At 66.2% G+C, this 13147-nt stretch carries 15 protein-coding genes; 4 read left to right on the plus strand and 11 right to left on the minus strand.

The window, feature by feature from the left end; translation table 11 throughout:
- Nucleotides 1-60 precede the first annotated feature (60 nt).
- The gene (locus IU476_RS15650; protein ID WP_195100749.1) at nt 61-951 is read left to right on the plus strand and encodes a LysR family transcriptional regulator; all 891 of its coding nucleotides are present in this window, start codon (nt 61-63) and stop codon (nt 949-951) included.
- A gap of 314 nt (nt 952-1265) precedes the next feature.
- Here the strand turns inward: IU476_RS15650 and IU476_RS15655 are convergent, their stop codons facing one another.
- The 6 genes from IU476_RS15655 to IU476_RS15680 all read right to left on the minus strand — a co-directional run bounded on the left by IU476_RS15655 (nt 1266) and on the right by IU476_RS15680 (nt 6859).
- Complete coding sequence (locus IU476_RS15655) at nt 1266-3311, minus strand: CocE/NonD family hydrolase (protein ID WP_195100752.1); 2046 nt, start codon at nt 3309-3311, stop codon at nt 1266-1268.
- A gap of 268 nt (nt 3312-3579) precedes the next feature.
- Entirely contained in the window at nt 3580-4035 is a 456-nt protein-coding gene (locus tag IU476_RS15660; protein WP_195100754.1) for a hypothetical protein, read from the minus strand.
- Nucleotides 4036-4038: 3 nt separating this feature from the next.
- On the minus strand, nt 4039-5331 hold the full coding sequence (locus tag IU476_RS15665; RefSeq protein WP_195100756.1) for a hypothetical protein: 1293 nt from the start codon (nt 5329-5331) through the stop codon (nt 4039-4041).
- 3 nt (nt 5332-5334) lie between these two features.
- The gene (locus tag IU476_RS15670) at nt 5335-5631 is read right to left on the minus strand and encodes a WXG100 family type VII secretion target (RefSeq protein ID WP_195100759.1); all 297 of its coding nucleotides are present in this window, start codon (nt 5629-5631) and stop codon (nt 5335-5337) included.
- Nucleotides 5628-5963 carry a WXG100 family type VII secretion target gene (locus IU476_RS15675; RefSeq protein WP_195100761.1) on the minus strand — a complete coding sequence of 112 codons (336 nt, stop codon included), beginning with the start codon at nt 5961-5963 and terminating at the stop codon, nt 5628-5630. The genes IU476_RS15670 and IU476_RS15675 overlap by 4 nt, the downstream gene beginning before the upstream one ends.
- A 41-nt stretch (nt 5964-6004) precedes the next feature.
- Nucleotides 6005-6859, minus strand: a complete 855-nt coding sequence (locus tag IU476_RS15680; protein WP_195100763.1) for a TIGR03564 family F420-dependent LLM class oxidoreductase — start codon at nt 6857-6859, stop codon at nt 6005-6007.
- An 85-nt stretch (nt 6860-6944) separates the two neighbouring features.
- Here IU476_RS15680 and IU476_RS15685 point away from each other — a divergent pair, with 85 nt between their 5' ends.
- On the plus strand, nt 6945-7472 hold the full coding sequence (locus tag IU476_RS15685; RefSeq protein WP_195100765.1) for a TetR/AcrR family transcriptional regulator: 528 nt from the start codon (nt 6945-6947) through the stop codon (nt 7470-7472).
- A gap of 75 nt (nt 7473-7547) precedes the next feature.
- Here the strand turns inward: IU476_RS15685 and IU476_RS15690 are convergent, their stop codons facing one another.
- From IU476_RS15690 to IU476_RS15700, 3 genes are read right to left on the minus strand one after another with little or no spacing between them, the layout of a single operon-like run.
- A complete protein-coding gene (locus IU476_RS15690) occupies nt 7548-7757 on the minus strand; it encodes a DUF397 domain-containing protein (RefSeq protein ID WP_195100767.1) in 210 nt (69 codons plus the stop codon).
- 41 nt (nt 7758-7798) lie between these two features.
- Nucleotides 7799-8011: a DUF397 domain-containing protein gene (locus IU476_RS15695; RefSeq protein ID WP_195100769.1), complete on the minus strand. Its 213-nt coding sequence runs from the start codon at nt 8009-8011 to the stop codon at nt 7799-7801.
- The gene (locus tag IU476_RS15700) at nt 7995-8900 is read right to left on the minus strand and encodes a helix-turn-helix domain-containing protein (protein WP_324194069.1); all 906 of its coding nucleotides are present in this window, start codon (nt 8898-8900) and stop codon (nt 7995-7997) included. Before IU476_RS15700 ends, IU476_RS15695 begins: the two co-directional genes overlap by 17 nt.
- A gap of 191 nt (nt 8901-9091) precedes the next feature.
- Here IU476_RS15700 and IU476_RS15705 point away from each other — a divergent pair, with 191 nt between their 5' ends.
- Both IU476_RS15705 and IU476_RS15710 read left to right on the plus strand, forming a co-directional pair.
- Nucleotides 9092-9430 (plus strand): hypothetical protein, encoded by a 339-nt coding sequence (locus IU476_RS15705; RefSeq protein ID WP_195100771.1) that lies wholly within the window; start codon nt 9092-9094, stop codon nt 9428-9430.
- A 77-nt stretch (nt 9431-9507) separates the two neighbouring features.
- Nucleotides 9508-9831: a hypothetical protein gene (locus IU476_RS15710; protein ID WP_195100773.1), complete on the plus strand. Its 324-nt coding sequence runs from the start codon at nt 9508-9510 to the stop codon at nt 9829-9831.
- A 53-nt stretch (nt 9832-9884) separates the two neighbouring features.
- On the opposite strand, the gene IU476_RS15715 is transcribed toward IU476_RS15710, so the two are convergent.
- Together IU476_RS15715 and IU476_RS15720 are read right to left on the minus strand one after the other, a co-directional pair.
- Nucleotides 9885-11936 carry a CocE/NonD family hydrolase gene (locus tag IU476_RS15715; RefSeq protein ID WP_195100776.1) on the minus strand — a complete coding sequence of 684 codons (2052 nt, stop codon included), beginning with the start codon at nt 11934-11936 and terminating at the stop codon, nt 9885-9887.
- Nucleotides 11937-12351: 415 nt separating this feature from the next.
- On the minus strand, nt 12352-13089 hold the full coding sequence (locus IU476_RS15720) for a phosphoglyceromutase (RefSeq protein WP_195100778.1): 738 nt from the start codon (nt 13087-13089) through the stop codon (nt 12352-12354).
- Nucleotides 13090-13147 lie beyond the last annotated feature (58 nt).

The raw sequence follows: 13147 nt of genomic DNA on the forward strand, positions 1-13147 counted from the left end.
GCGACGGGACGACCGATCAACGTAAGCTTCGTGGACCGATTGATAACCCTGGAGTTATTCGTGGAGCTACGCGATATCGAGATCTTCCTGACGCTCGCCGAGGAACTGCATTTCGGCCGCACCGCCGAGCGCCTGCACGTGTCGCAGGCTCGGGTCAGCCAGGCCATTCGCAAACAGGAGCGGCGCATCGGGGCGGCACTGTTCGACCGCACCAGTCGGCAGGTAGCGCTGACTCCGGTCGGCCGGCGCCTGCGCGAAGACCTCCAGCAGGTCCACGACCTGCTGCAAGCCGCTCTCGCCCGCGCCGAAGCCGCCGGACTGAGCACCGGTCAGACCCTCAAGATCGGCGTGTTCGGGCATGCGGGGCACGAGCTGCGGCCGCTGATCGAGGCCTTCCGCACCCGCTATCCGGGTAGCGACATCACCTTCGGCGAGGTCAACGGAGCCGACCCGTTCAACGCGCTCCGCAGCGGACTGCACGACGTGAACGTGCTGTGGTTACCTGTCCGCGAACCCGATCTCACCGTCGGCCCCACCGTGCTCACCGGCCGCCGCATGCTCGCGGTCGCCACCGATCATCCACTGGCGGCACGGGGTAGCGCGTCGCTGGAGGACCTCGCCGACAACCGCGTCATCGACTTCGGGCCCGACGCGCCCGAGTACTGGGTCTCCTCGATGGTCCCCACCCACACGCCGTCCGGCCGCCGCGTCCCGCGCGGCCCGATCGCGCGGACCTTCCACGAGATCGTCTCGCTGGTCGCGTCCGGCGACTACGTCCACCCGCTGGGCGAGATCGCCGCCCGCTACAACAGCCCGCCCGGGATCGTCTTCCTGCCCATGCCCGACGCGCCGATGCTGCAATGGGCCTTGACGTGGCGTTCGACCGCCGACAACGCGGCCATTCGCGCGCTCGCCCGCACCGCGGCCGACCTCGGCCCGATCCGGTTGTGACGGCCCCGCCCGGTGTCGACCGGACCGGTGAAACTACCCAATCGCGGCGGAAACCCATTGCGGCCGAAGAAGTGTTTTCGACCAGGCGCTGGTCATAGCATTGAAGTATGGGAATCTTCGGTCGGTCCAAACCCGAACGGCAGCAACGGGTGCCCGAGGAATGGTCACGCTGTTCGTCCTGTGACGGGTCCGGCCGCCGACCGAAACCGCCCGAGTGCGAGTCGGATCTCGAGGTGGTCAGGTACGAGAAGTGCGACGGCTGCGACGGTCTGGGCTGGCACCGGCCGGGGCCGCGGAACCGCTACTGATCACCCTCACCACCCGGGGTCGCCGGACACGGGCAGGTGCACGTAACTCGGGTCGGCCGCGTCCAGCAGGAGATGCTGTGGGGCCAAACGGGTTTCGAGCAGCAACGGGGTCGGCGGGACGCCTTTGGGGAAGTTGCCCGCGTAGACGTTGACCCGCAGGCGGTGGCCCGGTTGCAGGACCGCGTCGACGGCGGGGACCGGAATGTCCAGGGGCGTGGGTTGGCCGGGCACGGTCAGCTGCCGGGTGTCCAGGGAGAGGTCCGGCACGGGCTGGGTGTAGTCGCCGTCGGCGGCGCGCCTGCTGCGGGCTTCGTCGATGGTCCGCAGGGACGCCATCAGCTGTCCCGTGGACAGCACGGTCGACCTGCCGTCGGGGGCGACGTCGGTCACCTCGACGACCCAGAAGCCGTCCGTCGCGTCCTGAACGGTGTTGAGGTGCACCGAGATCGGGCCCGAGACGGTGGTGGGACCGGCCACGGGTGCGCTGGTGAAGGTCAGGCCGTTCAGCTCGTGGACGCGGTTGTCGTCACCGCAGGCGACGACGATCGCGGCGACACCGATCGTCTGCTGTGCGGCGTCGCGGGAGCAGAGGCCTGTGAGACCCGGTGCGACACTGAGGCTTTCGACTTCCGGGCTCGGTCCGGTGAACAGCGAGCCGTCGTGCACGCTGCCCGCGGTGGTGCCGCTGGGCGCGGCGGCCAGGTACATGCGCCGGTAGTCCGCCTGCGATTCGGGTTTGTGCAAGGCCGACAGCGTCTTCCACGCGCCGCCCTGCTCGCGCACCGTGACGGGTCCGTAGCGGTCGATGCCGTTGTCGATGCCCTTGAGCCACTTGTCGAACCACGCGCGTTGCAGGACATCCATGCGCGGCGGCAGGCCGGGCTTGCCGGATTCGGCGCCGTTGGTGATGTGGTAGGTGTCGCCCATCAGCAGTTGTTTCCGACCGGGCGGCAACGGGATTCGATCGTAGAAGTCGGCCTGCGAGGTGACGAACAGGTCGTGCCAGCCGCCGGAGATGAAGACCGGCGTGCTGATGGCGCTCGCGTCGGTCTCCCACGCCTGTCGGGTGGGGCTGTCGGATCGCAGCAGTTCCTGCACCTTCGGGCTCAGTTGGTCGATGTTCGGCGTGACGAAGGCGTCGATCAGCGCGTCCACGAAGGTGAACGGGTCGGCGAGGCGGTCGGCGAGCCACTTGCCGTCGAAACGTCCCTGCGCCACCGAGAGTAGGTCCGGCATCAGCTTGGCCATGTTGACGCCGAGCAGCCACGCGGGCATGAACGTGGTGCCGATCGCGCCACCCGGAGCCACCACGTCACGAAAAGGGTTGCCGCTGGGCACAACCGGGAACAGCGCCTGCAACGCGGGCGGCTTCTTCGCCGCCACTTGCAGCTGGTTGATGCCGGAGTAGGAGACCCCGCTCATGCCGATGTCCCCGGTCGACCACGGCTGCCGTGCGGTCCAGTCGATCACCTCGACGGTGTCCTGCTGCTCGCGCGCCCGCAGCAGATCCCAATCCCCTTGCGAGAAGCCGGTTCCCCGCACATCGACGACTACCTGCGTGTAGCCGCTCTTGACGAGTTGGCGGTCCACCGAGAAGTTGCGAACGAGGCCGCCGCCGAGCGACTTCGTCAGGTCCGTGATGCCCGAGAACGGCGTACCCGAGAGATCGAATTCGTGGACGAGCCGCAGCAGCTCATCGGAGAACCCCGGTATCGACTGCGCGGAATCGATCACCATCGACCCCAATTTCGTATACGGCGTGAGGTTCACAACGGTCGGCGTCGGCTCCGCGATCGGCCGCCCCGCCGCATCCGCCGGGTGATACACATTGCTCTTCAACACCGTGCCGTCACTCATGGTGATCGGCACATCCCACTCGATGAACACATTCGGATACCGCTGCGGCCCATCCTCCACCGCCGCCCAAGCCGCCCCCGCCGCCCCACCATCAGGCCCGACCGGCTCAGGCGCCGCCCCCGCCGGCAGCACCACCAGCGCCCCCAACGCCACAGCGGCAACAACCACCACCCCAGCCCGCAACAGAAGCCTCATCGCTGACCGCCCACTCCCTCGGAAACCAGTTACCCCCCAAGGTATGACGCTTCCCCTTCCACGAGAGCCGGATTCGCACAGAACTATTCGATTGCACAAACCACCCCCACCAACCAGGGCAGACTGCCACACCCCTCCCCATCGAACGAACTCACGATCATCGCGGGTGTCCACTCACTGTGCACCTCCCATGTCCTCGGACCGCACACTTCGCCTTCCGTTACCGGACTCGTCAATTTCGGCATCAAGGGAGCCGATCTTCGCAGGCTCAATGAGCAGCGGAAGCGAGCAATTCGTCCAGCAGCGGGCCCGAATCGGGGATGCGGTGCCACCACCAGGGAGCAGTCGTCAGTTCGAAATCCACATATGGCAAGAGCAGCTTTTCCCCATCCTCGACAGTGATGGCCCGCAATCGCGCATCATGCTCTTCCGCCACGTCTGCCACTTTGCCCTTCAACGGACCGTCGAGACGCTCGATGCATTCTGCCAAGAAGTCGCGTATGGAAAAAGCGGCTACGAGGTCGTACGCACCCCACACTCCCCGCTCGTGAGCTACCCGGAAACGATCGGAGTCGATCTTCTCGACATGCAGTGCCCAACTCACGAGCAGATCCAGCACACCGAAGGAACGCCACTCGTTGACCTGGTGGCGGCAGGAGTCCAACTCCGTCTTTTCACGGTCGTCGAACCGCGCCCTGATCCCATCGGCCAACTCGTCACTCATATATCACCGACTTGGGTAGTAGGTTGTCGATCGCCATGGCATGTCCCGGTTGACGATTACTCTAGTGCCCTGGTAGTCGTACCGCACAGAGTTACCTGCGCCCGGAGACGTCGTACCGTTCTTCAACGTTTCCTCGATTTCCTGCAGTGATGGACGGCCCATTGCCGGGTTGTCGTCACCTGCGTGACCGCGAGCGAATTCCGCAATTTCGTCGAGAGAATATCCGGTGCCCTCGAAGTTGTCTGCTGCGGAGTCGGGAGGATGCTCCCCGTCGTCGGCGGGGTCGTCATCGAGGAACACCCGCATGAGGATGAGGTGTTCGAGGGACTTGATGGTGCTGTCCAAGGTCGGGACGGCGTCGAAGGCCTTGATGACGCCGACGGCACCGGCGGCGGCTGCCGTGAGGCCGACTGCTCGGATGAGGGTGCTGCCTTGGTAGACGTTGCGGATGGTGTTGACCGTGTTGGTGACTATCGCGCCGACGCCGCCCGCGCCGGCTGCGGCGGTGCCGCCGAGGGTGAACCAGGCTGTGGCGGCGGCTGCTACGACGGTCAGGCCGATCGCCCATTCGGCTGTGGTGACGGAGGATTCGATCTGGTGGCGGACGTTCACCGTGCTGGTGTGGTATTCGGCGACCGGGCCCGCGAGGTTGCTTGTGGCGGTGACCAATTGGTTGGCGCTGCCGTGCAAGGTGTTGAGGTGATCGAGGATCAGAGGCAGCGTGTTCTTGTCTTCGATACGGTCGAAGAGGCCGATGATTTCGGTGATGCGGCCGGCGGCTCCGGTGACGGTGGCGTGGTCGGCGAATGTACGCCATACCGTCGATGCCTTCTCGAGCTTCTTGACGTCACCGTTGGGTAGTTTGCCGAACTGCTGGATGATCTCGGCGATCAGTTTGTCGAACAGTTCCTTGACGCCGCCGCCATGGTTTATGCCGATTCCGTTGTCGTGCACCGAGGTCGGGATGGAGACCTGGTAGACGGACATGTCCTGCACGGTCGGCCGGTGCGGCGGCGGGTTGCTGCGGTTCGCGATCCCGTAGTTGTAGCCGTTCGCGTACAGCACGTTGCCGAAGTTGGTGAGGGCGTCGGCGAGATTCGTGCAGGCCTGCATCGTGTCCCGGGCAGTGCGGTCATAGGATTCGCCCCACTGACGGCAGCCGGGGGCATCGCCCGCCATGCCCGCACATTCGTTCTTGACCGCGTCGTGGACCGGCTTGTCCGCGCGACGGAGATCCGCGGCGAGGTCGTGGCATTTCTTCGCGGCCTCGTAGTAGATCTGCCAGTCGATGTTCACGGCTCAGTCCCCCCGGAGCATCCTTTGGTTGAGGTCGATGGCTCGGGTGTAGCGGCCGTGGGCCTTGCGGGCCGCGTCGGTCATTTCGGCTACGCCGTCGAGGAATTCCTGGGCGCTCGCTGCCCAATCGCGGTGGGCGTCGGTGTATGCCTGGGCTGCGAGGCTTTCCCAGGAGCCGTGTAGCGAGGTGACTTTTTGGTCGAGGCCGTCGAGGTGGTCGCGGAGGAAGCCGACCAAACCGTTTAGGCGGGCGACGACCGAGTCGAGGTGGTCGAGGTCGACCGAGAATTCGGAGCTCATGACATGTTCAGCTGGGTGAAGCCGGTGCTGGAACCGTCGTCGGTGTTGCGGTAGTTCTCCGCGGTAACGCCGAGCTTTTCGGCCAGGGACGTCAGCGCCGTCATGAGCTTCGTTCCGCCGTCGCGGGTGTCGGTCCAGCCTTCGGAGAACTCGTCGGCGGCGTCGCCGGTCCAGCCCTGGGACAGTAGGCCGTCGACCTCGCGGCTCGCGGCGTCCAAGGCTTGGCGCATCGTGTCGGCGATGTTGTAGACGTACTGTCCGACTGCGCGAACCTCGTCCGGTACGACCGTTATGCCGGAGTTCGGATTCGATTGTCCCCCATCCCCATTCATGAATGCCGATGGTAGCGGGGGTGCGGGCACGGCGTCGATGGTTACCGGGAGCGGGCGAGATCTCCGGCCAGCCGCAGGGTTCTGGACTTCTCCTCGGCGTCGCCGACGAGGCTGACCACGATGTCGGTCGTTCCCGCGTCAGCGTATGCGCGGATCGCGTCGGCGACGGTCTCCTCGTCACCGGCGACGATGGTCTCGGCGACGTTGCGCTGGCCCTGGCGGTCGAGAAGCCTTCGGTAACTGGCGAAGTCGGAGGCGAAACCGAGTGTGCTCGCTACTTCGTCGCGCACGGTGTCCGGCCTGTTCGTCACGCTCACCATCACCGAGGCCACGACGCGCGGGTTCTTCGCCACGGCGTCGAGCCGGGGACGGATGTGGTCAGCGATCGTCGCGGGGGTCGCCCACACCGTGACGGTGCCGTCGGCCAATTCGCCTGCGATACGCAGCATTACGGGACCGAGCGCCGAGAGCAACAGCGGAGGGGGTTCGACGCCGGACAGTCGCACGTGACCGGTGCCGGAGAATTCGGTGCGCAGCGTGGTCAGGTAGTCACGGATGTGCTGAGCGGGTCGGTCATAGGACAGGCCGTAGACGTCTTCGATGAACGGCTTGTGGCTCGGGCCGACGCCGAGGGTGAAGCGGTTGCCGGTCGCGGCCGCCACCGTAAGCGCCTGCGCGGCAAGCGAAATCGGGTGGCGCGGATAGGTCTGCACGATGGCGGTGCCCAACTCGATCCCCGGCACGGCGGCCCCGACGAGCGCGGCGGCGACAAGCGGGTCCCACGCCAGCACCTCGTTGAAAAAGACGCTGGCCAAACCGTGTTCGGCCGCGGCGCGCACCTGCTCGATCCGGGTTTCGAGGTCACTCTGGTCTCCGACGTACAGGCCGATCCGCATTGCCCCTCCAAGGTGAATTCAAGATTCCGCTTATCCGACGGTAGCATAAGCTGAATCCGAGATTCCGGTTGATGGGAGCAGACAAGTGCGGGCGGACGCGCGGCGGAACCGTTCGGCGATCACCGAGGCAGCCCTGCGGCTGGCCGGCGAGCGCGGCGAGGCCGTGTCGATGGAGGACATCGCACGCGCGGCCGGAGTCGGCGTCGGCACCCTCTACCGCCACTTCCCCGACCGCCGCGCCCTACTCGAAGACATCGCGGTCGACACTTTGCGGGAACTGATCGAGGCCACCCGCGCGGAGATCGGCCGGGCCCCGGCATGGGACGCCCTGCTCCGCGTAGTCGAACACTGCGTGGCCCTCCCACTGGCCCTGATCAAGTCGCTACTCACCGACGAACCCGCGCGCCCCGAACTCCCCGAACTGGAAGCCGAAGCCAACACCCTGATCGCCGAGATCGCAGCAGCCGCCCAGCACGAAGGCGCCCTACGCCCCGACGTCCCACCCGCCGAGGTGGTCCGAGTACTGAACGTAGCGGTCTGCCGCTGCGGCGCCCAGGTCGACGACCACCTGACCCGCGTGCTACTCGACGGTCTACGCACGCGAAAGAACTGAACTCACAACCGATTACGGACTACCCACGCCGATGGCCAGGGACGCGTCCGGGCAATCCATCATTACGCGCCGAAACTATGCTGGTCGGTGGAACGAGCCCGCACGCACATTTGCGGTGAAGGCGCCCCACTCAGCGGGAGTGAACATCAGCGCAGGGCCGATAGGATTCTTCGAATCCCGGACGCCCACAACACCGTCCGCAAGGAAGGCGACCTCGACACACTCACTTCCGCCGGAGCTGTGGCTGGACTTGAACCACTCGGCCCCAGCAGAGTCAACGGTCACGGCCGCACTCCCTCGTCGGGGTTCTCAGCAGAACGTCACGGTCACGCCGGGTGGTTGAACTCGCCGTTGCGTACGCCTGCGGTGAAAGCGTCCCACTCGGCGGGAGTGAACACCAGAGCCGGGCCAGTGGGGTTCTTCGAATCACGAACTCCCACAACATCATCCGCGAAGGCGACCTCGACGCACTCTTGCCCGCCCGCGCTGCGGCTCGACTTGAACCAACGGGCGTCATCTAGATCAGCGGGCACGGTCATACTCCCTTGCCATCTCTCGAACCATCGTGCGACTCGTCGGCTCGTCCATACATGCTTGCCAGACCTTCTCGAAAGCCTCGCGATATGCCCTCACGTCGGTCTTCCTCTCAAAGTACATGCCGCCGATGAAGCTCTCAGCGAAGACGAGTGTTGGCTCGACGGGCCTTCCCCTCACATCGTCGGGAAAATCGAGGATCACGAACGGATTGAGCGCCATGCCGTAGGGGAATCCCGCTGTGTACGGCAAGATTCGAATGCTTACGTTGTCCCGGGTAGAGATGTCGGCAAGATGCCGCATTTGCTGGGCCATGACTTTCCGTGAACCGACAACGGTACGCAAGGCGGCCTCATGCACCGCGATGGTCAGCTTCACCGAACGCCGCTTTCGCGTGAGGATGCTCTGCCGCTGGATACGCACCTGCACGCGCCTATCGATCTCCTCTTCGGTCTCCTCCGGGAAGTACTGCCGGTCCAGTGTGCGCGCGTACTCCGGCGTTTGGAGTAGGCCCGGCACGATCGACGGCTGAAACAACGTCAGCTCCCGCGCACCGGCTTCCAGGCCGAGGTACAGGTTGAAGCTGGCGGGGATCAAATCGCCGTAGGCGTGCCACCAAGACTTCGACGGGATCTGCCGGGCCAGGCCGGTGAGGGCGGCGGTCTTGGTCGCGTCGCATCCGTACAGTTCGCACAGCTCTTTCACCACATGCGTACGGACCTTGCGTGAGCGTGCGGTCTCCAGATTCTGGAGCGTGGTCTTGCCCCATTCCATGTAGTCGGCGCCCTGTTGCAGGGTCATACCGGCCGCCTCGCGGGCCTCTCTGAGGTATCTACCGAGTTGCCGCCTCGGCAGGGTGCTCCCCGTCTCCTCGAGCTCGTCCTCATCTGTCACGCCGACCCCCTCGTTCCGATCGCGAACCGTGTTTGATCGCAATGCGACCAAGACTATGTGGAGATAGCGAACTGCTACTGCGGTTTTGCCCGTCTTCCGGCATCTCGCCGCATCATCACCCCTGACCTGCGTTCTTCTCCCATGCTCACCGGTAGCAGCGACTTCGAACCTAGACCGGAGGTCCGACAGTAATGAGTGAGCAATCGATCTTGATCGCGGTGCCGGGGTTGTGTGGGGTCGGCGATGTGGAGTTGGCGCACGAGTTGATGCGGCGGCATCGGCAGTGCCGCAGGGGAAGATGTGTGTGGAAGTCGGCGGCGTATCAGACGCTGGTGCTGGCGGGGCGGCTTACGCCGCAGACGGTGACGGCGCGGGAGCGCGCCGCGGGCCGGGGGATCGAGTTTCCGGTGTTGTGTGCCGAGTCGGCGTCCGGTGCGGGTGGGCCGGGGCACGAGACGTTGCGGGAGGTGCTCGATCGGCTGAGCGCGCTGGCCGAGCCGTCGGGCGCCTATCGTGTCGGCGGGTCATGAGCGGGATCCGGACGACGGCCGCGGACGGATGGTCGGCCGAGTGGCGACTGCATCGGGATCGGATTCGAATTCTGTTGGTGCGCACGGATTCCGACGCGGATGCGGTATTCGTCAGTTCGCTCCTGCTCGCGCCCGATCTGGTGGAGATGCGCGAGCTGTTCCCGGAACTGGACCGGCTGTGGAACGCGGTGCACGCCGATTTCTGGCGGGCCTACCTGCCTGCCGCCGGTCCGCCCGCGACACGCATTTCGCTGCTCGTACTGCGCGCCCGCGACAGCGGCTACCGCTTGATGCGCGAGCCGCTACCCCCGCACCTCTGGACACTGCGCGCCGCCGACGACGGCGAACACATCCTCGGCGTACGCACCCTCGACGAGATCGAGCACTGGCTCGACACGTGAAAAGTCCCGGGGCGCACGCCGTTGTGCGCACCCGGGACGGCCAGGAGGTCTGGTTACCAGCCGGGGTTGCCACGCACCGCGATGTTCACGAAGCTCGGTGCGCTCGGATCCAGTTGGATGTGTTGGGGTTTCAGACCTGTGTCGAGCAGCATCGGGAGGATGGGCACGCCCTTGGGGAAGTTGCCCGCGAAGACGTCAACGCGCAGGCGGTGGCCGGGTTGCAGGACGGCTTCGGTGGCGGTGAGGGCCAGGTCGAGGGTGGTCGCCTCGCCGGGCACCGTGGGCTCGCGCTTGTCCAGCGAGGTGTAGGCGCGCGGGTCGGTGTAGTCGCCGTTCGCCGAACGCGCACTGCGGGATTCGTCGACCTGCCGCAGCGAGGCCATCAGCTGACCGGAGGACAGCACCGTCGACTGCCCGTCGGGCGCGACGTCGTTCACCGTGGCAACCCAGTAGCCGTCGGCCGCGTCCTGAACGGTGTTGAGCCGCACCGCGATCGGACCGGAGAGGGTGGTCGGCTCCGCGACCGGGTCACTGGTGAAGGTCAGCGCGTTGAGCTCGGCCACCCGCGAATCCTTCGCGCAGCCATCGACTATCGACAGGACGCCGGCCGTGGCCTGGGCGGCATCGTTGGAGCACAACGTGGTCAGGCCGGGCGACACCGTCAGCCGCGCGGTGTCGTCGTTCGCCCACCCTGTCAGCGAGCCGTCGTAGACGCTGTTCGCGGTGCCACTCCGGTTGGCGGACAAGTACATCCGGCGATACTCGGCCGCCTGCGGCGACGGCGCGGACGGGCCGAAGCCGTCCTGGGTGACCCACCCGCCGCCCTGCTGGCGCAGCGTCACGGGGCCGTAGGTGTCGATGCCGTTGTCGATTCCCTTGAGCCACTTGTCGAACCACGCGCGCTGCAACACGTCCAGGCGCGGCGGCAGGCCCGGCCGACCGTACTCGTTGCCGGAGTTGAGGTGGTAGGTGTTGCCCATGAACAGCTGCTTCTGCCCGGGCGGGAGCGCGATCTCGTTGTAGATCTTCGATTCCGAGTAGGTGAACAGGTCGTGCCAGCCGCCGGTGACGAAGGTCGGGATGTCGATCGAACTCGGATCACCCAGCCACGCTTGGCGTTCCGCGCTGTAGTCCGACAGCATCTGCTTCACCCGCGGGTCCAGATCCTCCATGCGCGTGCTGGTGTAGGCGGACAGCAGCACGTCCATGTAGGTGTACGGATCGGCGACACGGTCACCGAGCCAAGTGGTGTCGAACTTGCCGGTCACGATCGACTGCACGTCCGGCACCCACTTGAGGCTGTTGATCGCGGTCAGCCACAGCGGGATGAAGTTGAAGCCGAAGCCGCCGCCCGGGGCCAGCACGTCGTCGACCAGGTCGCTGCCGGGCACCACCGGGAAGATCGCCTTCAGCGCGGCCGGGTGCTTCTCGGCGGCCTGCACCTGGTTGATCCCGGAGTACGAGATGCCGTTCATGCCGACCTTGCCGGTGGACCACGGTTGCCTTGCGGCCCAATCGATCACCTCGACGGTGTCCTGCTGCTCCCGCTGGCGCAGCATGTCCCACTGGCCCTGGGAGAAGCCGGTGCCGCGCACGTCGACGACCACCTGGCTGTAACCGCTGCGGATCAGCTGGCGGTCGACGGTGAAGTTGCGCAGCTCGCCGCCGCCGAAGGCCTTGGTCAGATCCGTGACACCCGACAGCGGCGTGCCGGACAGATCGATCTGCCGGAACAGGCCGAGCAGCGCATCGGACAGACCAGGGATCGACTGCGCGTGATCGGCCAGGTTGGAGACCAGCTTGGTGTACGGGGTGAGGTTGACGACGGTGGGCGTCCGCACGTCGGCGGGACGGCCGGCGGCGTCGGCGGGGCGGTACACATTGCCCTTGAGCACCGTGCCGTCACTCATCGTGATCGGGACGTCCCAGTCGATGTGGATGTTCGGGTACTGCTGCGGGCCGTCCTGGGCGGACGTCCACGCGGCGCCCGCGGCACCGCCGTCCGGACCGGTGGCGATCGGTCCCGCGGAGGCCGTGGCGGTGAAGAAAGGGAACACCACGCTCGCGGCGACCGCCGCTACTGTGGCACGCAGCGCGTACTTCATCGGACGTGATCCACCTCTCGAAATGGTCGAACGACCGGAAGTGTATCTACCGGCGAGTAAGTTACAAACCGGCATTCCGGCAATTGCAACGAAAAACTCTCAGTGACTCACGCTCTCCTCCACCGCGACGACCAGCGGAAGAGTTGAAATCTCACCTACCGATTGCGGTCTGCACCACGTGCGACCGGCCTCGATTCCTCTGCCGACGCCTCGCCTAGAGCCGTCGCGTAGCCGTGGGCAACGCGATAGCTACAGGCGCGCAGGGAGAGGGAGGTCACAAACCGAGCTGTCCGAACATATCGGTACGCGGGTCGGGAGGACAGCGGACGCTCCGGGCGGCCGGAAAAGATCGAACGCGCTGTGGCACACGGCCACAGCGCGTTCGTCGAAGAGAGACCCGCCTGCGGGGTGGGACCTACTTCCCGCCCTGGTTCGCCACGGCGGCGGCGCCGGCGGCGGCGGCCTCCGGGTCCAGGTATTCGCCGGGGCCGACCGGGCGGAGGTTCTCGTCCAGTTCGTAGCGGAGCGGGATGCCGGTGGGGATGTTCAGGCCGGCGATGTCCTCGTCGGAGATGCCGTCCAGGTGCTTCACCAGGGCACGCAGCGAATTGCCGTGGGCGGCAACCAGAACCGTCTTGCCCGTGACGAGTTCCTTGGAGATGGTCGACTCCCAGTACGGGACCATGCGGGCGACGACGTCCTGCAGGCACTCCGTGGCGGGCACCTCGGCATCGGCGTAGCGCGGGTCGCCGTCCTGGCTGTACTCGCTGTTCGGCTCGATCGGCGGCGGCGGGGTGTCGTAGCTGCGGCGCCACAGCATGAACTGCTCGTCGCCGTACTTGTCGCGGACCTGCGCCTTGTTCTTGCCCTGGAGTGCGCCGTAGTGGCGCTCGTTGAGACGCCAGTCGCGGACCACCGGGATCCAGTGCCGGTCGGCGGCGTCCAGCGCCAGGTTGGCGGTGCCGATCGCGCGGCGCAGCAGCGAGGTGAACACGATGTCGGGCAGGATGCCGTGCTCGGCCAGCAGTTCGCCGGCGCGCTTACCCTCGGCCCGGCCCTTGTCGGTCAGATGAACGTCCACCCAGCCGGTGAACAGGTTCAGGGCGTTCCATTCGCTCTCGCCGTGGCGCAGCAGCACGAGGGTGTACGTCATGCGAGTCATGCTATCCGGCCGCGCCGCGCGGCACGGGCCTGGTCACGGGCTCGGGTGA

This window comes from Nocardia blacklockiae, from assembly GCF_015477355.1.
Taxonomy (GTDB): domain Bacteria; phylum Actinomycetota; class Actinomycetes; order Mycobacteriales; family Mycobacteriaceae; genus Nocardia; species Nocardia blacklockiae.